The organism is Parvibaculum sp. MBR-TMA-1.3b-4.2 (assembly GCF_053628815.1).
The window spans coordinates 2,683,456-2,707,174 of record NZ_JBRJHC010000001.1; the positions used below are offsets into that span (position 1 = coordinate 2,683,456).

Below are 23,719 nucleotides of genomic sequence, written 5' to 3' on the forward strand. Positions count from 1 at the left end.
GTCGTAAACGGACGATTCATGCGGTGCGGAAACAAAAGGGGCGGCCCGTTCCGGCCGCCCCGTTGTTATAGATCTAATTATCTATTCGACTTGCCGCTCAATCGCCTTCGCCGGGCTCGGCGCTGAAGAATTTCTCGAACTTGTTGTCGATCCCGGCCATATCGTCGGCATCCTCGGGCGCGTCCCGCTTGATGGTGATGTTCGGCCATTTGGAGGCGTATTCCGTATTGAGTTCCAGCCATTTCTCCAGGCCGGGCTCGGTGTCCGGCTTGATGGCTTCGGCCGGGCATTCCGGCTCGCAGACGCCGCAATCGATACATTCATCGGGGTGGATGACCAGCATGTTCTCACCCTCATAGAAGCAGTCCACGGGGCAGACTTCCACGCAATCCATGTATTTGCAGCGAATGCATGCCTCAGTCACGATATAGGTCATCGCACACTCCAAATCGCAGATGCCGCTCCGCTGGCGGCGATCTGTACGGTCATCCGGCGGGGCTTTCATGCCCGTGCCGCTTCAATTCCTAGACCCTGGCCTTATTCCAGGCCGAGCCGCGCCAAAACACGCTGCCGGGCTTGCCCCGACGCGCGGTCGGGAACGTATATCAGCCCCGCGACGCGCCGCAACAAATTGGCTTCGTAGTCGTCGAGTACGCCGTCGGCATACACCACTTCCCACATCTTTTCGATCAGACCTATGCGCTCTTCCTCGTCATAAGCCTTTTTTATGGTCTGCACCCAGCGGTGGAGATCCATGGTTTCGTTTTCGGCGTTTTCGGCCTCGCCGATCAGGTGGTCCAGATCCTTTTCTTCGAGCGAAAAGGACTGGAGAGCAATCCGGCGAATGGCCGCACGCTCCTCCTCGCCGAACTTCGCGTCCGTCGTTGCCGCCCGGATCAGCAGGGCGACGACGGCGATCTGCAACTCGTCCGATTTGTCCTCGGCTTCGCTTGGAGCTCCCTGGAGGAAGGATTTGAGTTTTTCGATCATTCGTTTTGTCCATACACGAGTGGTGAGACCTCTTCAACCACGGATAAAAAATGGAGAATTATTTCTCCTCTAGCGATCCGTCCGATTTCAGGCGGTCGGTGGCCCGGCGTTCCCTTTTGGTCGGGCGTCCGGCACCGGGGGCTCTGGCCGCTGTCTGTGAAGGGGAAGATTGCCGGGAAGCGGATCCGTCGGAATCCGGCGTTGCACGGCGTTCGGGCGGCGGGTCGAGGTCGTCATAGAGCTCTCTTGCTTCGGGCGCGGGGCCACGCCGCGTTCCAAGCCCCCTGATCCGTATGACACGGATATGCGCTCCTAGAGGAAAGGTAAGCACATCGCCCGGCCTTACAAGCCGGCTCGGCCGCGATATACGGTCGCCGCTGACGCGCATCTTGCCGCTCCGGACGAGCGTCGCGGCAATACTGCGTGTCTTGGCAAAGCGTGCATACCAGAGCCATCGGTCGACCCTCTGACCCGCTTCATGGGGGGCGGCCTCATGGGGTCCGTCTTGCGGAGATGGGCCGTCCTTGTCGCGCGATGAGGGCATCTGCCGGGTGTCAGTTCTGCTTCTGGCGGTCCTTCAGAACGGCAAGCGCTGCGAAGGGGCTGTCGGGATCGGGCGCTTTTTCGCGTTCCGGTTTTCCATGGCCGCGATTGTTGCGCGGCTTCTTGGGGCCGCCATCCTTGCGGGGCGGCTTGCCCGACCGGGTTTCCGCACCGCCCTTTTTGTCGCCGCCTTTGGGGCGCCGCCGGCGTGGCTGGTCATCGTCGCGCCGGGCCTGCCTTTGCGGTTTGCCGCCCTGGTGCCGCCTTTGGGGACGCCAGATTTCAAGCTCCACAGTTTCGGTCTCGCCGGATTCCGCATTTGCGGCTTCCGCTTCGGGCGCGGTGCCGGTTGCGACCGTTTCAGACGCTGGGGCAGCTTGCGGTGCTTCACCGGCTGGCGTTTCGGCAGGAGCTGCATCGCTTGCCGGAGCGGCTTCCGGCGATGTTTCCGTCGCCGGGGCTTCGGATGTATCGACGGTCGGCGCTTCCGGCGCGTCAGTATCGGTTGGGGCAGCTTCTGTCGGAGCAACGGGCACCTCAGGCGTCGCAGCTGCTTCCGTTGGTGCTTCTAGCGTTTCCGGTTCTGTTTCTGGCGGGGTGTCGGCCGCGGGCGCGTCGTTTGCCGTTGCATCACCGGTTTCGGAAGCCGTGTCCGGTTGCGTGCCGGACGCGGTCTCAGTCTGCTCTCCGGACGCCGGTTGTGCTGCCACGACTTCTTCTTTCGGCAGCTTCACCTTTTCCATTTGCGAGCGATAGCCCAGACCGCGCAGCAGGCTGGCGAATTCCTCGCCCGAGCAGCCCACAAGCGACATCATGTCGGGATTGACGACGAAGCCGCCATTATAGCGGCGTTCGGCAATCACCGGCCGGATCAGGTCGGCTAGGCGTTCCAGCATATCGACACGCACGGCACGCTCGCCGCAGACGCGGAAGCCCAGCACATCGTAAAAGCCTTCGGGCGCGGTCTTGTCCGCCGGTACGGAGGTGAGCCCGGGCGTGGGCGGGGCGGGAAGGTCCGCGAAGGGATCCTCGACCCCCTTGCGGGCCAGCGCCCAAAGCGTGAGCAACAGCCGCGCGGGCGCGGGCTTCAGCAAGGCCGGCATGAAAATCGTGTAGGCGCCGAAACGCACGCCATGCTTGCGCAATTGGCCGCGCGCATTCTGGTCGAGGGCGCGGATATCTTCCGATACGGCTTCGCGGCGGAGCGATCCGAAATTCTCGACCAGGCGGTAAGCCACCCCGCGGGCAAGTCCTTCGACATCTTCGGCGTCCCGCATGCCCGTCAGCGGCGCAAGGACCTGGTTGACGTGCATGCGCGTCCACGCCTGAAGCCGGGTCTGGAGATTTTCCTTGGGCGGCCCTGTCAGTTCATCGCCCGCAATCAATTCCACGCGAGGCAAAAGCGGATCGTCGGCTGCGTGAAGGCTGGCGACCGGCTGGCCTTCCCAGATGATCCTTCCGTGCTCTGAAAGATGGATATCGGCATCGGGCGCCGCCGTCAGGCGCGCCGCGCGGGCATTGATCTCCAGCGCCAGCGCAGCATCGGAGGCGGCGCGAAGCGCCTTGCCATGGACCCCTTCCGCCCTCGGGTCGGGTACGAAAACGAACCCCTGAAGACGACCCACGAATTCGCCCTCGACTAGGACCTCACCGTCACTGTTAACCGCCGCCATTAAATCCTCTTTCTGGCGTAGCCGCTTCATCAACACGCTTGTGCGACGATCGATGAACCGCTGCGTCAGCCGCTCATGCAACGCATCCGAAAGCTTATCCTCTATCGTACGCGCGCGCTCCTGCCAATGCACAGGATCATGCAACCAGCCGGAACGATTGGATACATAGCTCCATGTGCGCATATGCGCCAGCCTGGCGGCCAGTGTGTCTATGTCGCCATCGGTGCGGTCCAGGCGTCCGAGCTGGGTGGAAAACCAGTCGTCCGGGATCCGTCCCTCGGGCTGCATCAGGAACAGATAGATCCTGGACAGAAGGGTTGCGTGCTCGCTGGCCATCGTTTTGCGGAAATCGGGAAGTTGCACCACTTCCCAGAGCTTCCGGATGGCGTGAGGGCTGGCTGCCGCGTCGCGAACCTCATGGTCGCGGCTCATGCGGGTCAGCGCCTCAAGGTCGTCGGCTACCGGGCCGCGCGTCAGCCCATGCTGGCGGGGCGGGACTTCGAGGCTGCGGATCAGCGCATCCATTGAGGCGAAATCGAGATCGGGATTGCGCCACTGGAAGACCTGGTCGGCATCGAACTGGTGATTTTCGATCCGCTCGATCATGTCATCGACCAGAGGAACGGCGTCCGCGGTGACCCCGAAAGTGCCGTCATTCATATAGCGCCCGGCACGGCCGGCGATCTGCGCCAGTTCCGCGACCCTGAGCGGGCGATGCTGGCGTCCGTCGAATTTCGCGGTGGAGGCGAAGGCCACATGGTCCACATCCATGTTGAGGCCCATGCCGATGGCGTCCGTGGCGACGAGGAAGTCGACGTCGCCCGACTGGTAGAGAGCGACCTGGGCGTTGCGGGTGCGCGGGCTCAGCGCGCCCATCACCACGGCCGCGCCGCCGCGCTGACGGCGGATGAGTTCGGCGATGGCGTAAACCTGGTCGGCGGAGAACGCGACGATGGCGCTGCGGCGGGGCAGGCGCGTCAGTTTCTTCGAGCCGGTCCAGGCAAGTTCCGAGAAGCGGGGCCGGTTGATGAACCGGGTGCGCGGCAAGAGCCGGCCGATCAGGTGCCGCGCCGTATCCGAGCCCATCAGCATGGTCTCGTGGCGGCCCCGGCAGCGCAGCAGCCTGTCGGTGAAGGTGTGGCCGCGCTCACGATCCGCGGCGAGCTGGATTTCGTCGATGGCGACGAAGTCCACTTCCCGGTCTTGCGGCATCGCTTCGACCGTGCAGATGAAATAGCGCGCGGTAGGCGGCGCGATCTTTTCCTCACCGGTGATAAGAGCGACTTCGCGCGCGCCCTTGGCCCTTACGACCCTGTCATAGACTTCGCGCGCGAGCAGGCGCAGCGGCAGGCCGATCATGCCCGATTGATGGCCGAGCATGCGTTCGATGGCGAGATGGGTCTTGCCGGTGTTGGTGGGGCCGAGAACCGCCGTGACCGGCCGGCGTGCCGCGATGGCGGCCCGTTCGTTTTGGTCTGCGGTGGAGGTGGACGCGCTACTCATGATGCTGTCGGCACCATCTCACAAAACGGGGTGTGTGCAAGTCTCTTCGATCCTGCCGCGCCCGCAATGCCGGGCGCGGCGAGCGTGACGGAATGTCACGTTAAGAACTGCGGCGTTAACTTTCGGAATATTGCGCGAACGAATCATGTCCGAATCGATGACCGTTCCATCTTCCGTTTTCGTTCACGGCTAAATCTTGTGTGCCCACAACGAGTTAGGCGGACAAGGGGTTAACGCAGGGGCATGCTGGGGCAGGTTTTCCGGGCCTTTCGCGGGCCTGTTGGAAGTCTATAGTGACCCTATTCGCTATTGAAAAACGGGCCGGAACAGGCCCGAAATCCATGGGAGGATTGCAATGGACTTCACCTTGCCGAAAGAGCTGACGGACTATCTGGCCGAGCTCGACGTCTTCATCGAGAAGGAAATCAAGCCGCTGGAGGAGCGGGACGACAATATCCGCTTCTTCGACCATCGCCGCGAACATGCCCGCACGGACTGGGACAATGAAGGGCTTCCCCGCCATGAATGGGAGGAGCTTCTGGGCAAGATGCGCAAACGCGCCGATGAGGCCGGCCACCTTCGCTATGCGCTGCCGAAAGAATATGGCGGCAAGGATGGCACCAATCTCGGAATGGCCGTCATCCGCGAGCATCTGGCGGCGAAGGGCCTGGGCCTGCACAACGACCTTCAGAACGAAAGTTCGATCGTCGGGAATTTTCCCACGGTGCTGATGTTCCGCGATTTCGGTACGGATGAGCAGAAAAAGACGTTCATTCCGGGATCGCTGGACGGCTCGGTCCGCGTCGCGTTCGGCCTGACCGAACCCGAACACGGCTCGGATGCGACCTGGATGGACACCCATGCGAAGCCGGAAAAGCGCGACGGCGTCGATGGCTGGCTCATCAATGGCGAGAAGATGTGGAATACGGGCATGCATGTCGCGACGCATGACTTCGTGTTCGCGCGGATCGGTGGCAATGACGGTGACCCGATCGGGATTGCCTGTTTCATCGTTCCGACAGATACGCCCGGCGTGAAAGTCGAGGAGTACTACTGGACCCTCAACATGCCGACCGATCATCCGCGCGTTTCCTTCACCGATGTGTGGGTGCCGGAAACGGCGATCCTCGGCGATCCGGACCGGGGGCTCGAGCTTGCCCAGCATTTTGTGCATGAAAACCGTATCCGCCAGGCGGCGTCAGGCGTCGGTGCGGCGCAGTACTGCATCAATGAGAGTGTGAAATACGCCAAGCAGCGCGCGCCTTTTGGCAAGCCGCTGGCGTCGAACCAGGCCATCCAGTTTCCGCTTGTGGAAGCGCATACGGAAGCCGAGATGATCCGCTCGCTGATCTACAAGACGGCCTGGCAGATGGACCAGATGTCCAAGAAGGAAGTGGCGCGCCACCTTTCGGACAAAGTGTCCATGTGCAACTACCGGGCGAACCGGCTGGTTTGCCAGGCGGCCGATCTCGCGATGCAGGTGCATGGCGGCATGGGGTATTCGCGCCATAAGCCGTTCGAGCATATCTACCGGCATCACAGGCGCTACCGCATCACGGAAGGTGCGGAGGAGATCCAGATCCGCAAGGTGGGCGGTCACCTCTTCGGCTTCATCGGGGCTAGCCAGAAGCAGAAAAAAGCTGCGGAATAGGGTTCCCGCCAAAACAGGTAGCGGCCGCAATCGGTATCAGCCGTTTGCGGCCGTTTCTGTTTTCGGGGTTTGATCCGTCTGGATCAGACGGGAGGCGGGCAGGTTGACGGCAACTCTTGTGCCGCAGCCAAGTTCGCTTTCCAGCGTCAGCGACCCGCCATGCATTTCCGCCAGCGAACGGGTGATGGAAAGGCCTAGGCCCGTTCCGCCATGGTCGCGCGAGGTTGTATCGCCGACCTGTGCGAAAGGCTCCACGACTTCCTTCAGGTTTTCGGGCGGAATGCCGGCGCCATTGTCCCGGACGTAGAGGGTGAGGCCGCCCTCGGGGTTCTTTTCCAGCCCCACATGAATAGCGCCGTCCTCCGGTGTGAACTTGATCGCATTCGAGAGGAGGTTCAGCAGGATCTGCCGCAGCGCTCTCTGGTCGCCCATGAAATGCGGCATATGAGGCGGTGCTTCGCGACAGATATTCAGCCGCTTTTCCTGCGCTTTCGGGCGCGTCAGCTCGATAGACCAGGCGATGATTTCGTTCAGGTCGAGTTCGCTTTCTTCCAGCGTGTAGCGCCCGGCCTCGATTTTCGAGATGTCGAGGATGTCGTCGATGACGCTCAGCAGGTGCCGCCCGCTGTCATGGATATCGGCGGCGTAGTTCTTGTAAACATCGGTGCCGACGGGGCCGAACATCTCTTCGCGCATGATTTCGGAAAAACCGATAATGGCGTTGAGCGGCGTGCGCAGTTCGTGGCTCATATTGGCGAGAAATTTGGTTTTCGCGCGATTGGCGAGTTCCGCGGCCTCGGTGGCGCGCCGCAGGTTCTGCTCGGCGCGGCGGCGCTCGATGGTAATCCCGGCGATATTGGTTGCGCCGCGCAGGAAATCATTGTCCGCATCGGAGGGCCAGCGATTGTCGCGGAAATAGAGGGCAAAAGCGCCCGCAACAGTCCCCTTTCCTATCAAGATCGGCTGGAACCAGATTGTCTGGATGTCCGCGGCGATGCTGAAATCCGCGACCACCTTACCGTGCATTTCGATCGATTGAAGATCCGTCACCACGATCTGTTCGCCATTCATGGTGGCGCTGCCGAAGCTCCCTGCCTTCAGGTGCGGCCAGATATTCGCAATGGAATCGGCAAAGTCCGCGGGCATGCTGGGCGCGGCGCATGTGGTCAAATCGCCCTGACCGTCGACGAGGAAGACCGCCGCCCGGCTGTCGGGCGTGGTTTCCTCCGCGCCCAGCGCCAGCTGGATCATGATTTCCGCGAGCGATGCGCCGGTTGCCAGCTTCTGCAACACGTTGAACTGGTGGCGCAGTTCGTTCTCCGTGCGTTTGCGGTGAGAGATGTCGCGGATATTGATGAGGATGCCGCTGACCGCGGGATCGTCGAGAAGATTGATGGCGGAGGCCTCGATCCAGCGAATTTTGCCGGTGGTCGGGTCGCGTAAGGGGAGTTCGGCGAGATCGGCGGGCGCTTCTGCGGCCACGGCCGTCTGCAGCGCTTCGTCTACCTGCGGCTTCTGGTCTTCCGGCACCTGGTCTCTCAGGTGTCGGCCCTGCATCTCCTCGGGAACGTATCCAAGTTCCCTGATGCCTTGCGAAGCGAATTTGACGATGCCGTCGCGGTCGGTGATGACGAGAGCGTCGAAGCCCTTCTCGACCAGCGACCTGAATTGCGCTTCGTCGCGATGGCTGCGTCGAAAGGCTGTTTCGGCATTCCGCCGCGCGGTTTCGGAGCGGTCGCGGGCCGCGGCGAGGTCCTCGATCAGTTTTGCATTGCTGAGGCGCAGCGACAACGTTTCGAAGTCGGATCGCCTGGTGGTGTCGGCAATATGGAGGAGGAAGCCATAGGCGGGCAGAAAGCCGAACGACACCATCATGAAGATCGGCTCTCCCGATGCTGCGCCGGCAATCAGGGCCGCCATCATGGCAGGCGCAGAGGCGCCGATCAGGGTCTTGCGCGTTGCGTTGCCGGTGAAGACGGACAGGGTCACTACGACCAGCATTGCGACCATGAGCGTCAAGCATTGAAGCGGGTCTTCAGGTACCCAGAAGAGATAGATGCCGGGAAGCCAGGTAACGTCCGTGGCCAGCAGGCACAGCAGCATGGGCTCGGACCAGTCGCGTGAATACAGACCTTGCTTGAGAATGTGGTCCGTCAGCCGCGCATAGGTGAGCGACGCTGCGGCGACACCCAGCCACCAGATCAGGAGGATGTCGAAGCTGAAGCGGCTTTCCAGAGTGAGGATAAGCCCCGCGCTGAAGGTGGGAAACAGGAAGGGGAAGTGGCGGTAGGCGTGGACCATCGACGCGATCTGCTCGCGCCGAATTGCACTCTTTTCGCCATCGTCGATATTGGTGCTTTCCGCTCTGGCGCCGGACAGCATTGTTCGGAAACGCGCTGAAGCGTTTTCCTTCTGCCTTTCTCGCGCCTTTTCCACCATCGAGACGGGGCCCTCCGATCAAAATGCCCAGCCCTCAAGTGGTAGTAACAAGACGTAAAGTTTCCCTGAACGGGCAGGGTCCCCGTGTGCTCCGGCGTTAATAAGGGTTCGGTGTCGTCCTGAGTTCGTCCAGATCCGGGCGCTGCCGCGGCCGGCTTTCGACTTGGCAGGATGTACGGATTTTCTGATCCGGCAGGCTGGTGGCCGTCCAATATTCCGGATACCAGGCATTGAGGCGGTCCAGCACGGTTTTGGCCTGCTCAGTCGTCAGTTTTCCCCGAAATTTCTCCGCGACGTCCGGGTCGGGCGTTACGCCGAGGGAGAGCAGTGCGGCGTTGCGGCTGTAAAGGCGGGCCCAAAATGCGCCTTTTACCATGGCGGAGGGTGCATCCGCGCCGTCGGTTGCGTAGTGCAGGGCAAGGTCCTTCTGCGCGTCCGCCCAGCCGGCATTGGCGGCGCGTTCGATCCACTGGATGCCGGATGCCTCGTTGCCCTTTTGGATCAGGCATTGGCCGAGCGCGGTCTGGGCGCCCTCATAGCCGTGGCCGCGATAGGCAAAGCAGGTCAGCACATCCATGGTATCCTGGCCGCAGTCGCCTCTTTCGGCTTTCTGGACCGAGCCGGCATAGAGCGTGCCCAGCGGATCCTGGCCGGCGAGTGTGGGGACGAGTTTGCCGTCCTTGGTCCGGCGCATGGAGCCGGGGGAGTCGCTGCAGGCCGTTATGCCCAGCGACGCCGCCACAAGCACGATCAAGGTCAAGGCCAGCCGATTGCCCTTATTAAGCATTCCGATTTCTCCCACCTTCCAATTTGAGCGTGACCATACAGGCTGCGGGGCGGATTTCGAAGGGTGATATGGTGACGATATTTTCAGGAATATCCTCAGGTAGAGGCGTGCTGACGTTGCGGCGCGTTGCTTTTGAGGAGGGGGTATGGGCGCGGTTTGACCGGCTGGGTCCGATTGTCGATACTCCGCGCCAAATTTAGGGATAAATCCTGCAGCTCTCGCGGCTGCGGCAGCGTTCGTACGGGACAGTGACCATGGCCGATAAAAAGACGTTGAAAGACTGGGAAGAGGCGGTTGCCAAGCAGACCAAGGGGGCGGGCTCGGACAGCCTCGTCTGGCATACGCCTGAAGGGATCGACGTCAAGGCGCTCTATACGGCCGAGGATCTGGAGAAACTTGCCGGGGAAGGCTTCGATGCCGATACGTTGCCCGGCTTTGCGCCTTATACGCGCGGCCCGCAGGCGACCATGTATGCGGGTCGGCCCTGGACCATCCGTCAGTATGCGGGCTTTTCGACGGCCGAAGAGTCCAATGCCTTCTATCGCCGCAATCTGGCAGCGGGTCAGAAGGGCCTTTCGGTCGCTTTCGATCTGGCGACCCATCGCGGTTATGACAGCGATCATCCGCGCGTGGTGGGCGATGTCGGCAAGGCGGGCGTCGCGATCGACAGCGTGGAGGACATGAAAATCCTCTTCGACGGCATTCCGCTCGACGAGATGTCGGTGTCGATGACGATGAACGGCGCAGTGATCCCCGTCATGGCGAATTACATCGTCGCGGCGGAAGAGCAGGGCGTTTCGCAGGACAAGCTGTCGGGCACCATTCAGAACGACATTCTGAAGGAGTTCATGGTCCGCAACACCTATATCTATCCGCCCGAACCCTCCATGCGGATCATTGCGGACATTATCGGCTATTGCTCGAAGAACATGCCGCGCTTCAACACCATCTCGATTTCCGGCTACCACATGCAGGAAGCCGGGGCGACGCAGGTGCAGGAGCTGGCCTTTACCATCGCCGACGGCCGCGAATATGTGCGCGCTGCGCTTTCCGCCGGGCTGGGCGTGGACGATTTTGCGCCGCGTCTTTCCTTTTTCTTCGCCATCGGCATGAATTTCTTCATGGAAGTGGCCAAGCTGCGCGCGGCGCGTCTTCTCTGGGCGCGGGTGATGTCGGAGTTCAAGCCGCAGAACCCGAAATCTTCCATGCTGCGCACGCATTGCCAGACCTCCGGTGTGTCGCTCACTGAGCAGGATCCCTACAACAATGTGATCCGCACCACGATCGAGGCGATGGCCGCCGTGCTGGGCGGCACGCAGAGCCTGCATACCAATGCGCTGGACGAAGCAATTGCCCTGCCGACGGATTTCTCGGCGCGTATCGCGCGCAACACGCAGCTCGTGATCCAGCATGAAACGGGCATAAACAACGTCATCGACCCGCTTGGCGGTTCCTACTATGTCGAGACGCTGACCCATTCGCTGGCCGAGGAAGCCTGGAAGCTCATCGAGGAAGTGGAAGAGCTGGGCGGCATGACCAAGGCCGTCGAAAGCGGCATGCCCAAGCTCAAGATCGAAGAAGCTGCCGCGCGTCGTCAGGCGCGCATCGACCGCGGCGAGGAAGTGATCGTCGGCGTGAACAAGTACCGCCCCGCCGAGCCGGATCCGATCGACATTCTCGATATCGACAACACCAAGGTGCTGAACTCTCAGGTGGCGCGTCTCAAGAAGCTGCGTGAGGAACGCGACGAAGCGAAATGCACCGCGGCGCTCGAGGCGCTGACGGCGGGTGCGAAGTCGGGCGGGAATCTGCTCGAGCTTGCCATCGAGGCGGCGCGGGCCCGCGCCACGGTCGGCGAAATCTCCGATGCGATGGAGGCCGTGTTCGGCCGTCACCGCGCGGAAATCAAATCCATCTCGGGCGTCTATGGTTCCGCCTATGAAGGAGATGATCGCTTCATGAATATTCAGAAGGATATCGAGGCCTTTGCCGAGACAGAAGGCCGCCGTCCCCGCATGCTGGTGGTGAAGATGGGGCAGGACGGTCACGACCGGGGCGCCAAGGTGATCGCGACAGCCTTCGCCGATCTTGGCTTCGACGTCGATGTGGGGCCGCTCTTCCAGACGCCGGAAGAGGCCGCCCGCGAAGCGATCGAGAACGACGTCCATGTGATCGGCATTTCGAGTCTTGCCGCCGGCCACAAGGTGCTCGTGCCGGCGCTTTCCAAGGCGCTGAGAGAACAGGGCGCGGACGATATCGTGATTATTTGCGGCGGCGTCATTCCGCAGCAGGATTACGAATTCCTGCGCAATGCCGGGGCGTCGGCCATTTTTGGTCCGGGCACGAATATCCCCGAATGCGCGGCGGAAGTTCTTTCGATCGTCCGCGAGAAACGCGCACAGGCCGCATAAGCATCCGGATCTCATCCGACAGAAGCGAAAGCCGGGGAGCATTCCCCGGCTTTTTTGTCAGGATTATCCGGTGCCGCCGGGTCGTTCAGTCTGCCTGGCTGAACTTCTTCGGCACGGGCGGCATGCTGTCCCAGCCATGCGGTTCGAGGCTCACCAGTTCCAGCACGGCGCCGCCGATGGGCGTGCGCATCTTCAGCTTGACCGGCATGTAGAGCCGCCCCTTCTCAAGCGGGGCAAGCCAGACTTCCGTCGCCCGGTCACGCCGGAGCATCTGGGTGAACTTCTTTCGCTCCGTCCCCGTCTTGGGTGTGAAGGCCGCTTTGCAGACGATGGCGTGACCCGAATAGCCATGGTCACGGGTCGTGATTTTGGTTTCGCGGTCTTTGGTCAGCTTGATGTCATAGCGACGCTTGCCGTCGAAAATCCGGATCGTACGGTCGCAGGGGTTTTTGGTCCCGGCGACAGGCACGAGAAGCGCGCTCACCGGATCCCGCGTGTTGCGCGTTTCGCCGGGCAGGACGGAGACCTTGCCCTCGGGGGGATCGTTGCGCGTCTCCGGCATGCCGGATTTGTTCCAGGACATGAGGCGGGTCTTGGTCTTGTTGTTCTCGCTGGAGACGAAGACGTAGCGCTGCGGTTTTACCTGCATGCCGTCGACCGCACCTTCCACGCCGATGTCCCAATGCCCGTCCCAGAAGGCGGCCGGCAGACCCGCCGCGCCGAGCTGTGCGCGCATCTTGTAGTTGTCGCCCCCGATCCAGGTATCGAGCGTGCCCTTGGCGACGAGGAAGCCGCCCACATAGACCGTGTATCCGGCCCGGAGCGACCGTCCGGTCTTGTCGTTCGCCTGAGCTTGCGGGCGCGAAAGGGGCGTGGCCGTCGTTTCGACCGAGGCTATTTTCGTTCCGGCCGTTTTCGGTTCGGCATGGGCAAGTCCGGCGCTTCCCAGAAGGAGCCCCGTCAGCGCCAGCGCTGATACGCAGTTTCCGGTCAAAACTCGCCACATGACGTTGCGGCCCTTTCGTGTTTTCCGGCCCGAAGGCCCGGCAATTATCCTATTTCAGCTTCCCAGAATGGCGAAATGAAGCTGAACCGCCGCTGAACACCGCCACTTTCCCCGTTTCCGGCGGCTTTCGGGGGCTGGACGGCGGCGCGGGGCACGGCTATGCAACGAGGATGACGACAGATTCCGGCGCCATGAAGGCCGACGCGCAGCCTTTCAACCGACGCAGTACCGATCCGGGCGAGATCGCCGAGGCGATCAGGGCGGGCAGCCGCTCCGCGCTGGCGCGCGGGATCACGCTGGTGGAATCGGCAAGGGCCGATCATCAGGAAAAGGCGCAGGAGCTTCTGGCCCTGCTTTTGCCGGATACGGGCAAAGCCATACGCATGGGGCTTTCAGGCGCGCCGGGCGTCGGCAAATCCACCTTCACCGAAGCCTTCGGGACCATGCTGACGGCCAGGGGGCATCGCGTGGCGGTGCTTGCCATCGATCCGTCTTCGTCGCGCACCGGCGGCTCCATCCTGGGCGACAAGACGCGGATGGAGCTTCTGGCGCGCGATCCCAATGCCTTTATCCGGCCTTCGCCCTCAGGCGGCACGCTGGGCGGGGTGGCGCGGCGGACGCGCGAGGCGATGCTCTTGGCCGAAGCGGCGGGTTTCGACGTGATCCTGATCGAAACGGTGGGCGTGGGGCAGTCGGAGACGGCGGTTTCCGACATGGTGGACATGTTCCTGCTGCTGCTTTCGCCGGGCGGCGGCGACGAGCTTCAGGGCATCAAGCGCGGCATTATGGAGCTTGCCGACCTTATCGTGGTCAACAAGGCCGATGGCGACATGCTGCCCGCAGCCAAACGCGCCAGCATGGAATACAAGACGGCGCTCCACCTGATGCGGCCCAAATACGCCGCCTGGACGCCCGAGGTGCAGCTTTGCTCAGCCCTCAAGAATGAGGGGCTGGAGAGCGTCTGGGATGCGATCGAGCGCCATCGCAAGGCGCTTCAGGAGGATGGAGAGCTGGATGCGCTGCGGGCCGCGCAGGCGCGCGCCTGGATGTGGACGGAAGTCCGTGAAGGCCTGTTTTCGGCGCTGAAGGCCCATCCGGAGGCCTCCCGGCTGGTGCCGGAGCTGGAGGCGGCCGTTTCGGAGGGGCGCGAGACGCCGACCGCTGCCGCGCGGCGGCTTTTGTCCATTGTCCTGGGCGTAGAGGTGCCGCCGGCGGACTGATCTCGCGGATTCCCGGGGGCTGGCCGGTTTTCGGCGCTTTCCGGCCTTGACGGAGCTTGAAGCGCCTTTTATACGTCCCCGCTCAAGTGGCGCGCGGCTATCCGCAGCGCCCCAACATATTTGACCGAAACCCAGTATCAACCAGGGGCGTTAAGCAGGTCGCCAGTTGCAAGGTGATCGCCGTCCCGATGTTCGAGGAATGACCCTATGTCCCGCCGCTGCGAACTGACCGGCAAAGGTGTGATGTCCGGCAATAATGTGAGCCACGCGAACAACCGTACGCGTCGCCGTTTTCTGCCGAATCTGTGTCAGGTGTCGCTGCTGAGCGATGCGCTGGGCCAGCAGGTGTCGCTGCGCATCTCCGCGCATGCGCTGCGCTCCGTGGAACATAAGGGCGGTCTGGACCTGTTCCTGCTCAACGCCTCGGACGGTCAGCTTTCGCCGCGTGCGCTGAAGGTGAAGCGCGCCATCGCCAAGAAGCAGGCGACCGCCGCTGCCTGATCAGGCGCTCAACGACATTCGGTAAAAAGGCCGCCCTTTCGGGGTGGCCTTTTTCTTTTGCGGGGATCAGTCCGGTATCTGCCCGTCCGGTGATGGAGAGGGCGCACCGGCGGATTGAGAGCTCCTGAGGGGCGTCTCCGCGGCCTCCGCCGATTTCGGTGCGCCATGGAGCCGCGTCATCGTATCCGCCGGCAGGTGGAACATGAGCAGCAGGGTGCGCTGGATCGGATTGAAGTTGTCGTCCGAGATCATATAGAGCCAGGCCCCGCCCTTGCCGTCGCTTCGCGCGGAAAGGCCTTCCATGTTGTCGATGGAATAGCTCTGGCCGACATCGATGAGGACGGGGCCGTCGACGAGGGCTCCCGGCGTGAGCGCGGCGCTTTTCAGGTAGCGTATTTCCATGCCGACACCGCCGAGGATGGAGAAGCGCCGCTCCAGCAACAGGTAATCGCCATTGGGCAGCCGGGCGAGATCGGTCGGCTTGTAGGGCGCGCGCGGCTTTACCTCGAAACGCTGGAAGTCTCGGCCCTCGGCCAGAAAGGCGCGGATATTGCCGCGCGGGTTCAGCGTATCCTCGGTGATGGCGACAAGGCCCGCATCGTCCTTTCCCGGCCGGGCGGGATGCCAGGCGAGCGCCTCGATGCCGCCGTTGAAGGCGAGGCGGCCAAGGCGGCGCTGGGTGAGCAGTTGCAGGGGCTTTGCCGCCAGCGCGTGATTGGCAATGTCGTATTTCCAGATGCGGTGCGCGCGCTCGAAGCTCACATAGGCCTGCGAGGCAAGTGGATCGTCGCCATCCACGGTGAGGCCTTCCGCGTCTCCGAGTTGTTTCGTCCTGGTGACAGGTTTGCCGTCGAGGCCCAGCATCGGCGCGATATGCGCATCGGCGACGCCGTAGATGCGGCCTCTCTCATCATAAAGAAGGCGGCCGCTCAGCCACCGGCCTTTGTCGGAAATGGCGAGAAGGCGGCTCCCGTCCGCGCTGACCGAGAGACCCGACCATCCGCCGAAATCTCCGTCGGGGGAGGTCAGCTCCACGCCGCCGGCCCATTCGAGATCGCCGGTTTTCGTTTCCTGGCGGTTGTCGGGGTTCCAGATAAGGGGATGCGCCTCCACATCGATTTCCCCGTCCGCAAATGCGGCGTTGCCGATGCCGCCTGCCACCAAAAGGGCAAGAGCGACGCCGCGAGCGACCCTCCACCAGAGTTCACGCAATTTTTCCCACCATCATGCTGAGGCCTGTCCGCTTCCGCGCAGGCAAGCGGGCAGGCAAACGGATTGTGCCGGGCATCATATCGGCGGCGCCGCGCGCCGCAATGTCCGTCACGCCGGATTTCTTGCCCAAGGCGGCAGCGTAAGGCCCAGCCCGTCGCGCCTTGCCCAGCGGAGCGTGAGCAGGGCGGAGACGATCGCAAGGCCGCTTGCAAGACCGATCCAGATACCGAAGCCGTTCATGTGGAGCGGGAAGGCGAGCAGTGCGCCGACGCCGAGCCCGCCGATCCAGTAGCCGAGCGCGGCATAAACCATCGGCACGCGCGTATCCTGCAGGCCGCGCAACATGCCTGCGCCGATCACCTGTGCGCCGTCGAAGACCTGAAACAGCGCAGCGATGAAAAGGAAGCTCACGGCGAGCGGGATCACATTCGCGTTCGCCGGATCGGCGGAATCGAGGAACACGCCGATCAGAAGATGCGGCACAGACATCATGAGGATGGCCATCATTCCCATAAAACCGACGCCCATGATGAAGGGCGTCCAGCCTGCGCGCATCATCGCGGTTTCGTCATTGGCGCCATAGGCGCGGCCCACGCGCACGGCGGCGGCCTGCGAGAAGCCGAGCGGCACCATGAAACTGACGGCGCAAAGCTGCAGTGCAATGGTGTGGGCGGCGAGCGCGGCCGTGCCGATGACCCCCATCAGAAGGGCGGCGGCATTGAAGACCGTCACTTCGAAAGTGGAGGTCAGTGCGATGGGAACGCCGATCTTCCAGATCGCGCGGAAGCGCTCCCAGTCGGCCCGCCAGAAATTGCCGAAGAGATAGTAGCGGCGGAACTGTCTGTCGGTCAGCACGACAAGGCTCAGCGCGCCGAATGTGAAGAGCGAGGTGATGAAGCTGCCGACACCCGCACCGACAAGGCCGAGATTGGGCGCGCCCAGATTGCCGAACATCAGGCACCAGTTGGCGAAGGCGTTGACCGCGACGGCGGCCGTGCCGACGGCAAGAGCCCAGCGGGGACGCTGCAAGGCGGAGAGGAAAGAGCGCAGCGTGAGATAGGCCAGCGACGGCAGGTAGGACCATTGCAGCGTGTGCATATAGGCGGCGGCATTGGCGGCGACCTTCGGGTCTTGGCCGAGGGCGCGCAGGATCGCTTCCGTTTGCCACAATGCCATCCAGACCGGCAGCGCGATGGCGATGCATATCCAGAGCATTTGCCGCACCGTGCGCCGAACTTCGCGCACGGCGTGGTTGCGTTTGCCGAGCTCCGACGCCATCAGCGGTGCGCTCGCATTGACGAGCCCGATGCCGAAAATCATGAAAGCGAAATAGAGATTGAAGGCGAGCGCGCCCGCGGCGAGTTCGCCCGGTCCCAGCCAGCCCATCATCAGCACATCCGTCGAGTTGACGAGGATCTGGGCGAGGTTCGTCAGAACCAGCGGCCAGGCGAGGATAATCGTCGCTTTCGCCTCAACGCCCCAGGGGCGGAGTGCCGGATTCGACATGATCGAGGCGAAAGACATGGGACCGTCCGTTGCGCGGAAAAAAGCCGGGCAGATTACCCGGATGAGGTCCGCTGGCAAGCCCCATGTCAGGAGGTGGAAGATTCAGCCTGTGCCGCGGTGCCGCTGCGCAGCCATGCGACGAGCGGGAACGGCAGGTAGATCAGATAGATCAGGCAAACGGCCAGCACCAGCCCATGCGGATCCCAGGCCTGCATCAGCCAGCCGGAAAAGGGCGCGCCGAAGAGAGCGCCCGTGCCCCACATGGCGGTGGTGAAGGCCGAAGCGCCGGCCAGTTCCCGGCCTGAGAAACTTTGCCCCACCACCACCATGCCGAGGGTGAAGAGGCCGTTGGCAAAGCCCACAACCACGAAGACGGCAATGGCGGAGGCGATGAAGCCCGGCAGGAAGAAGGGCAGCGCCGCATATCCTGCGATGGAGAGAACGACGAGCAGCGTCATGAAGGCATAGGCGTTCACCTTGTCCGCGATCATGCCGACCAGCGGCTGCACGAAGATGGCGCCGATGGCCGAGATGGTGAGGAGCGAGACGGCGGCATCCTCGCCCATGCCCAGCTTCATCGAATAGAGCGGGAAGAAAGTGACGAGCGCTTCTTCGGAGGCGGCGAAGAAGAAATTCACGAGGAGCGCGGCGGGGGCAATGAGAAGGAGGCGCCACATGGCGCTGCCTTTTGCCTCGCCTGCGAAGTGATTGGTCTTGCGGTCGGCGGTCGCGGTCAGCAGCGCCGCCAGCACCAGCATGGCGCTGCCGAAGAAAAGCGGCGACACGTCGGTGCCCATCACGGCAAGTGTCGCCGGCCCCAGCGCGAAGCCCGCCGCGGCGGCGGCGCCATAGATGCCGACGATGCGTCCGCGTCTTTCGTTCGGCGCCAGCGCGTTGATCCAGGCCTCGCTGGAGCCCCAGAGGATCGTGCCGCCCACGCCGAGCAGGAAGCGCAAGGGGAACCAGGCATAGAGGTTGGGGTAGAGCGCCATCAGCAGAAGAGCGAGCGCCACCGTCAGGATAGCGACGATCATCAGGTTCGCCGGGCCGAGCCGGGCAATGGCCCGTGGCACAAGGGGGGTAACGAAAAAGACGGGCAGGGCCTGGGCGGCGGTATTGAGGCCGATCATGGCCGGCGAGACGCCCTGCCGGGCAAGGATGATGGCGGTGAGCGGGAAGGTGATCCCCATGGTGAGATTGACGAAGCCCATGGAGGCGATAGCGGCGACGAGGCTCCGCAGATGGCTGGGGGGCATGGAGGAAGGCGGGTCCAGGGGAGAGGCGGTCATTGGCGGCACTCTTGAAATCGGGATTTGATAAATAAACTAATTAGTTTATAAAATAAAGCTCGTTTTCCGCCGATACCGCATTCAGGGACCGTACCGACCATGAGCCCCGCCGCCGACCGCATTCTTCACCTGCTCAAACGAGACGGGCCGCTGACCGCCGACATGCTGGGAGAGGAACTCGGCATGACGGGCATGGGCGCACGTCGCCATCTGGAAAATCTCGCGACGGACGAGCTGGTCGAAACCTTCGACCGGGTGGAAGGCGTCGGCCGGCCGAAGAAATTCTGGGCGCTGACGCAGAAGGGCCATGACCGCTTCCCCGATACGCATGACGAACTGGTGGCGCAGATGATCGGCGATGTGCGCCGCGTCTTCGGCGAGGAAGGGCTGGAGCGGCTCATCGCCGAGCGCGAGCGCCAGATGCAGAAAAGCTATGGCGATGCGACGAAGGATGCCGGCTCGCTCCGCGACAAGCTGGAGGTGCTGGCCGAGCAGCGGACGCGCGAAGGATATATGGCGCGGGTGGAAGCGCTGGATGAGCCCGGGACATATGTGCTGATCGAGGATCACTGCCCGATCTGCGCGGCGGCGCGGACCTGCCAGAATTTCTGCCGGTCGGAATTCGACATCTTCCGCGCGGTGCTGGGACCTTCGGTCGAAATCGAGCGGATGGAATATCTGTTCGAGGGCGGCAGGCGCTGCGCCTACCGGATCAGCGAACGGGTTTGAAAGCCTTGCCGCTTGCCCGTCCCCTGGCTTTTTTCGGGGACTGGCCACGCGCCTTCAACTGACCGGCGCGCAAGGTGGACTCGTCCTCGAAAAGCTCCGCGAGTTTTTCGGTGAGCGCGCCGCCAAGCTGTTCGGCATCCACGATGGTGACCGCGCGGCGATAATAGCGCGTCACGTCATGTCCGATGCCGATGGCGATGAGTTCCACCGGCGACATGGTTTCGATCTGCTCGATCACGCTGCGCAGATGCTTTTCCAGATAGTTGCCCGCATTCACCGACAGCGTGCTGTCGTCCACCGGTGCGCCGTCGGAAATCACCATCAGGATGCGGCGCTGCTCGGGGCGGCCGAGCAGGCGGTTATGCGCCCAGATCAGCGCCTCGCCGTCGATGTTTTCCTTCAGCAGGCCTTCGCGCATCATCAGGCCGAGATTGCGGCGCGCGCGGCGCCACGGGCTGTCGGCTGATTTGTAGACGATGTGGCGAATGTCGTTGAGGCGGCCGGGCTGGGCGGGCTTGCCTTCCGCAAGCCAGCGCTCACGCGACTGACCGCCCTTCCAGGCGCGGGTCGTGAAGCCGAGGATTTCCACCTTCACGCCGCAGCGTTCGAGCGTGCGCGCGAGAATATCGGCGCACATGGCCGCGACCGTGATGGGGCGGCCGCGCATGGAGCCGGAATTGTCCAGCAGCAGCGTCACCACCGTGTCGCGGAAATCGGTGTCGCGCTCGATCTTGAAGGAGAGCGGCTGCATGGGGTCGGTGACGACGCGGGTGAGGCGTGCCGTGTCCAGCATGCCTTCCTCAAGGTCGAACTCCCATGAGCGGTTCTGCTGCGCCTGAAGGCGGCGCTGCAGCTTGTTGGCCAGGCGCGAGACGACGCCCTGCATCTGCTGCAGTTGCTGGTCGAGATACTGGCGCAGCCGCGTCAGCTCTTCGATGTCGCAAAGCTCTTCGGCCTCGATCGTCTCGTCATAAGCCTGAGTGAAAATCTTGTAGGCGGCCTGGTTTTTGTCTTCGCCGAAATTATTCGGGCGCCAGGGCTGCTGCCCCTCGCTCTGGTCGTCCTCGGCTTCGCCTTCCATCGGCATGTCGTCGGCATCGACTTCGACGGTCTGCTCGTCGCCTTCCTCGCCTTCGCCTTCGGAATATTCGACCTGATCGGCGGAGGCGCCCTCGGGCTGCTCGGCTTCGCCGGACTGGCTGTCGTCGGAGCCTTCCTCGCTCTGGCCTTCCTGATCGTCGTTTTCGCCGGAATCCTCGCCGCTGTCTTCGCCGAGGTCCTCGCCCATATCGAGGTCGCGCAGAAGATCGCGCGTCGCACGGGCAAAGCCGGTCTGGTCGTCCAGCAGATCGTGGAGGTTGTCGAGAGAGCCGCCGGCCTTGTCTTCCACCAGCTCGCGCCATTGCGCCACCAGCTTTTCGGCGGCGGGCGGCGGCGCTTCGCCGGTCAGCTTTTCGCGCACGATCATGGCCAGCGCTTCGGAAAGCGGGGCTTCATCGCGCGAGGTGATCTTTTCGTAGCCGCGCTCGTGAAATTTCTGCTGAAGCGCCGCGGCGAGATTATGCGCCGTGCCTTCCATCTGCGTCGCGCCGATGGCTTCGCAGCGCGCCTGCTCGAGCGCGTCGAAAATCTGAAGCGCTTCGCCGCCCTTGGGCTGCAGCTTGATGGCCGTCTTGTCGTCGTGATGGGCAAGGCGCAGGGCGTAGGAATCCGACACGCCGCGCACGCGGGCCACTTCTTCGGGCGGAAGGTGCCGGCTCGGCATGGGCAGGCGCGCACGCAGGCCCCGCAGGCCGGGGGCCTCCGTGCCATAGGTCACGTTCAGCTCGGGCTCTTCCGACATGGTTTTCATGGCGGTAGTCAGCGCGCGCTTGAACGGTTCTGTCGGTCCTTCCTTGGCCATAGCTCGTGCGATGCCTAACGACGCAGTGTCAGTAAATGGAAGCTCAGGCGACCTTCACATTGGCCGCCGATTCCGGGAGGTCCTCACCGAAGCAGCGCTGGTAGAACTCGGCCACGGTGGCGCGTTCCAGCTCATCGCACTTGTTGAGGAAGGTCACCCGGAAGGCGAAACCGACATCGCCGCCGAAGATCTCGGCATTTTCCGCCCAGGTGAGGACGGTACGCGGGCTCATCACGGTGGAGATATCGCCATTGATGAAGGCGGAGCGGGTGAGATCGGCCACGCGCACCATGGCGGACACCGTCTTGCGGCCTTCCTCGGTGTTGTAGCTTTTCACCTTGGCCAGCACGATATCGGTCTCGGCATCATGCTCCAGATAATTGAGCGTGGTGACGATGTTCCAGCGGTCCATCTGGGCCTGGTTGATCTGCTGCGTGCCGTGATAGAGGCCCGACGTGTCGCCAAGGCCGACGGTGTTCGCCGTCGCGAAGAGACGGAAAGCCGGGTGCTGGCGGATGACGCGGTTCTGGTCGAGCAGCGTCAGCTTGCCCGCGGCCTCCAGCACGCGCTGGATCACGAACATCACGTCCGGACGGCCGGCATCATATTCGTCGAAAACGAGCGCGACGGGATGCTGGCAGGCCCAGGGCAGGATGCCTTCGCGGAATTCGGTAATCTGCTTGCCTTCCTTCAGGACGATGGCGTCCTTGCCGACAAGGTCGATACGGCTGATATGGCTGTCCAGATTGATGCGGACGCAGGGCCAGTTGAGGCGGGCGGCCACCTGTTCGACATGGGTGGACTTGCCGGTGCCGTGATAGCCCTGAACGATCACGCGGCGGTTGAAGGCAAAGCCTGCGAGGATCGCCAGCGTGGTGTCGTGATCGAACAGATAATCCGGGTCGAAATCCGGCACATATTCGTTCGGCTCGGAAAAGGCCGGAACCTGCATGTCGACATCGATCTTGAAGACTTCACGGACATCGAGCTTCTTGTCCGGCAGCATTTCAGAGATGCCATTTTCCTGTTCGACGCTCATACTAACCTGCTTCCCTGCCTCAAATTTCTCAATCGCGGCTTTTCGCCGTCTATGATCCAATCAACCCGGTTCCGGCCTCCTCGCGAAACGCCCCAGCGTTCCGGACAGGCCGCACAAATACGCCGTGGCCGGCTTTCGACCAGCCTCCGCCGCTCATTATCTGCTGCAGACTAGCAGAAACCGCTCTTTCGGAGATAGTCGTAGGCCTGAATAACGCTTCGCAAGCGTTCTTCGGCCGACCGGTCGCCGCCATTGGCGTCCGGATGATGCCTCTTCACCAGTTCCTTATACCTTGACTTGATGTCGTTCAAGGATGCGGTCTCGTCCAGGCCCAGCGTGTCCAGCGCCTTGCGCTCCAGCGTGCGCGGTTTACGCCGGGGACGGCTGTCGTCCTGCGAGGCCTGCCGGATCTTCTCCCAGGCGAACAGTTCATGCGGATCGGTATAGTTCTCCGCCTTGTAGTAGCGGGGATTGACGCGGGTGCCGAAGCCGGTGGCCGCGGCATTGACGCCCAGCCCCCAGGTCGGCCGGTGACCTGTGGCCGCATCGCGCTGGAAACGGGCGATTTCGGCGTCGTTCATGCCCTTGAAATAGTCGTAGGAGGCATTGAACTCGCGAATGTGATCCTCGCAAAACCAGGCATACTGGTCCTCCGCCGTGGCTTCCTCGCCCGGTTTCAGGTCGCGCGCGGTCAGCCGGGGAGCCCTGTGGCTGCCCGGTCGATTGCATCCGGCCCATTCGCAGCGGCGGCGCTGCTGTTGCTGCTGGCGCGCCGCCCGCGCTTTCGCGGCAGGCTGTTCCATGCCGCGCTGTTTGCGCGGTGCGATCCGAATGGAATCGAAATATTTCGAGTTCAACTTCACGTTGTATCCGTCTTGGGGAATCCGGGTTCGTCCCTTTGGGGAATTATGGGTTGGCGATCCCGCCTAAACAAGGAAGGATCGTGCGCAATGCCCTCCAATCATTGCCAAATGACGGGTATAACCGGCAGTGATAGAAGGACGAAGATTTCAAGAGGTCCTGATATGTCGGTTGCCGAAACCATTCGCCGCAAGCTTGAAGAGGGGTTGACCCCTTCGACCCTCGTGATCGAGGACCAGTCGCATCGGCATGAGGGACATGCCGGGCACCGGCCCGGCGGCGAAAGCCATTTTCATGTGACCATCGTCTCCGAGGCGTTCAATGGTGTGTCGCGCGTGCAGCGGCACCGCATGGTGACGGCGCTTCTCGCCGCCGACATGGGCAATCCCATCCATGCGCTTGCCTTGAAGACGCTGACGCCTGCGGAAGCCGAAAAGGACGACGCGCTTTAGGGCG

Annotated in this window: 19 protein-coding genes; 6 read left to right on the forward strand and 13 right to left on the reverse strand. The window is 62.8% G+C overall.

The genetic code is table 11. The annotated features are described in order from the left end of the window. Positions 1 to 97 precede the first annotated feature (97 nt). The 4 genes from fdxA to ACSSVQ_RS12930 form a co-directional block, all read right to left on the reverse strand. The gene (fdxA, locus tag ACSSVQ_RS12915; RefSeq protein WP_454183652.1) at positions 98 to 436 is read right to left on the reverse strand and encodes a ferredoxin FdxA; all 339 of its coding nucleotides are present in this window, start codon (positions 434 to 436) and stop codon (positions 98 to 100) included. 101 nt (positions 437 to 537) lie between these two features. Continuing rightward, positions 538 to 990: a tellurite resistance TerB family protein gene (locus ACSSVQ_RS12920; RefSeq protein WP_293327351.1), complete on the reverse strand. Its 453-nt coding sequence runs from the start codon at positions 988 to 990 to the stop codon at positions 538 to 540. A 58-nt stretch (positions 991 to 1,048) separates the two neighbouring features. After that, entirely contained in the window at positions 1,049 to 1,534 is a 486-nt protein-coding gene (locus ACSSVQ_RS12925; RefSeq protein ID WP_454183654.1) for an RNA-binding S4 domain-containing protein, read from the reverse strand. 10 nt (positions 1,535 to 1,544) lie between these two features. Beyond that, positions 1,545 to 4,709 carry a helicase-related protein gene (locus tag ACSSVQ_RS12930; RefSeq protein WP_454183656.1) on the reverse strand — a complete coding sequence of 1,055 codons (3,165 nt, stop codon included), beginning with the start codon at positions 4,707 to 4,709 and terminating at the stop codon, positions 1,545 to 1,547. 355 nt (positions 4,710 to 5,064) lie between these two features. Between ACSSVQ_RS12930 and ACSSVQ_RS12935 the strand changes: the two genes are divergently transcribed. Beyond that, the gene (locus ACSSVQ_RS12935; RefSeq protein ID WP_454183658.1) at positions 5,065 to 6,360 is read left to right on the forward strand and encodes an acyl-CoA dehydrogenase family protein; all 1,296 of its coding nucleotides are present in this window, start codon (positions 5,065 to 5,067) and stop codon (positions 6,358 to 6,360) included. A gap of 36 nt (positions 6,361 to 6,396) precedes the next feature. Here ACSSVQ_RS12935 and ACSSVQ_RS12940 read toward each other — a convergent pair whose 3' ends face one another. Then, positions 6,397 to 8,799, reverse strand: coding sequence for a PAS domain-containing sensor histidine kinase (locus tag ACSSVQ_RS12940; protein WP_454183660.1), 2,403 nt, complete (start codon positions 8,797 to 8,799; stop codon positions 6,397 to 6,399). Between the two features lie 97 nt (positions 8,800 to 8,896). Beyond that, positions 8,897 to 9,586, reverse strand: coding sequence for a hypothetical protein (locus ACSSVQ_RS12945; RefSeq protein ID WP_454183662.1), 690 nt, complete (start codon positions 9,584 to 9,586; stop codon positions 8,897 to 8,899). Between the two features lie 254 nt (positions 9,587 to 9,840). Here ACSSVQ_RS12945 and scpA point away from each other — a divergent pair, with 254 nt between their 5' ends. Beyond that, complete coding sequence (gene scpA / locus ACSSVQ_RS12950; RefSeq protein ID WP_454183664.1) at positions 9,841 to 11,997, forward strand: methylmalonyl-CoA mutase; 2,157 nt, start codon at positions 9,841 to 9,843, stop codon at positions 11,995 to 11,997. Between the two features lie 85 nt (positions 11,998 to 12,082). Here the strand turns inward: scpA and ACSSVQ_RS12955 are convergent, their stop codons facing one another. Continuing rightward, positions 12,083 to 13,003: a DUF3108 domain-containing protein gene (locus ACSSVQ_RS12955; RefSeq protein WP_454183666.1), complete on the reverse strand. Its 921-nt coding sequence runs from the start codon at positions 13,001 to 13,003 to the stop codon at positions 12,083 to 12,085. Positions 13,004 to 13,173: 170 nt separating this feature from the next. Between ACSSVQ_RS12955 and meaB the strand changes: the two genes are divergently transcribed. Together meaB and rpmB are read left to right on the forward strand one after the other, a co-directional pair. Continuing rightward, positions 13,174 to 14,223 (forward strand): methylmalonyl Co-A mutase-associated GTPase MeaB, encoded by a 1,050-nt coding sequence (gene meaB, locus ACSSVQ_RS12960; protein WP_454183668.1) that lies wholly within the window; start codon positions 13,174 to 13,176, stop codon positions 14,221 to 14,223. Between the two features lie 207 nt (positions 14,224 to 14,430). Beyond that, positions 14,431 to 14,724, forward strand: a complete 294-nt coding sequence (gene rpmB, locus ACSSVQ_RS12965; protein WP_293327373.1) for a 50S ribosomal protein L28 — start codon at positions 14,431 to 14,433, stop codon at positions 14,722 to 14,724. A gap of 66 nt (positions 14,725 to 14,790) precedes the next feature. On the opposite strand, the gene ACSSVQ_RS12970 is transcribed toward rpmB, so the two are convergent. The 3 genes from ACSSVQ_RS12970 to ACSSVQ_RS12980 all read right to left on the reverse strand — a co-directional run bounded on the left by ACSSVQ_RS12970 (position 14,791) and on the right by ACSSVQ_RS12980 (position 18,731). After that, positions 14,791 to 15,936, reverse strand: a complete 1,146-nt coding sequence (locus ACSSVQ_RS12970) for an esterase-like activity of phytase family protein (protein ID WP_454183670.1) — start codon at positions 15,934 to 15,936, stop codon at positions 14,791 to 14,793. A 108-nt stretch (positions 15,937 to 16,044) separates the two neighbouring features. Then, the gene (locus tag ACSSVQ_RS12975; protein ID WP_454183672.1) at positions 16,045 to 17,460 is read right to left on the reverse strand and encodes an MATE family efflux transporter; all 1,416 of its coding nucleotides are present in this window, start codon (positions 17,458 to 17,460) and stop codon (positions 16,045 to 16,047) included. Positions 17,461 to 17,528: 68 nt separating this feature from the next. Next, positions 17,529 to 18,731 (reverse strand): MFS transporter, encoded by a 1,203-nt coding sequence (locus ACSSVQ_RS12980; protein ID WP_454183674.1) that lies wholly within the window; start codon positions 18,729 to 18,731, stop codon positions 17,529 to 17,531. Positions 18,732 to 18,830: 99 nt separating this feature from the next. On the opposite strand from ACSSVQ_RS12980, the gene ACSSVQ_RS12985 reads away from it, so the two are divergent. After that, positions 18,831 to 19,460 (forward strand): helix-turn-helix transcriptional regulator, encoded by a 630-nt coding sequence (locus ACSSVQ_RS12985; protein WP_293326910.1) that lies wholly within the window; start codon positions 18,831 to 18,833, stop codon positions 19,458 to 19,460. On the opposite strand, the gene cobT is transcribed toward ACSSVQ_RS12985, so the two are convergent. The 3 genes from cobT to ACSSVQ_RS13000 form a co-directional block, all read right to left on the reverse strand. Continuing rightward, on the reverse strand, positions 19,444 to 21,363 hold the full coding sequence (cobT, locus tag ACSSVQ_RS12990; protein WP_454183676.1) for a cobaltochelatase subunit CobT: 1,920 nt from the start codon (positions 21,361 to 21,363) through the stop codon (positions 19,444 to 19,446). The genes ACSSVQ_RS12985 and cobT overlap by 17 nt on opposite strands. Positions 21,364 to 21,406: 43 nt before the next feature. Then, positions 21,407 to 22,402: a cobaltochelatase subunit CobS gene (cobS, locus tag ACSSVQ_RS12995; protein ID WP_293326914.1), complete on the reverse strand. Its 996-nt coding sequence runs from the start codon at positions 22,400 to 22,402 to the stop codon at positions 21,407 to 21,409. A 170-nt stretch (positions 22,403 to 22,572) separates the two neighbouring features. Next, positions 22,573 to 23,265, reverse strand: coding sequence for a J domain-containing protein (locus ACSSVQ_RS13000; RefSeq protein ID WP_293326916.1), 693 nt, complete (start codon positions 23,263 to 23,265; stop codon positions 22,573 to 22,575). A gap of 162 nt (positions 23,266 to 23,427) precedes the next feature. Here ACSSVQ_RS13000 and ACSSVQ_RS13005 point away from each other — a divergent pair, with 162 nt between their 5' ends. Further along, entirely contained in the window at positions 23,428 to 23,715 is a 288-nt protein-coding gene (locus ACSSVQ_RS13005; RefSeq protein WP_454183679.1) for a BolA family protein, read from the forward strand. Positions 23,716 to 23,719 lie beyond the last annotated feature (4 nt).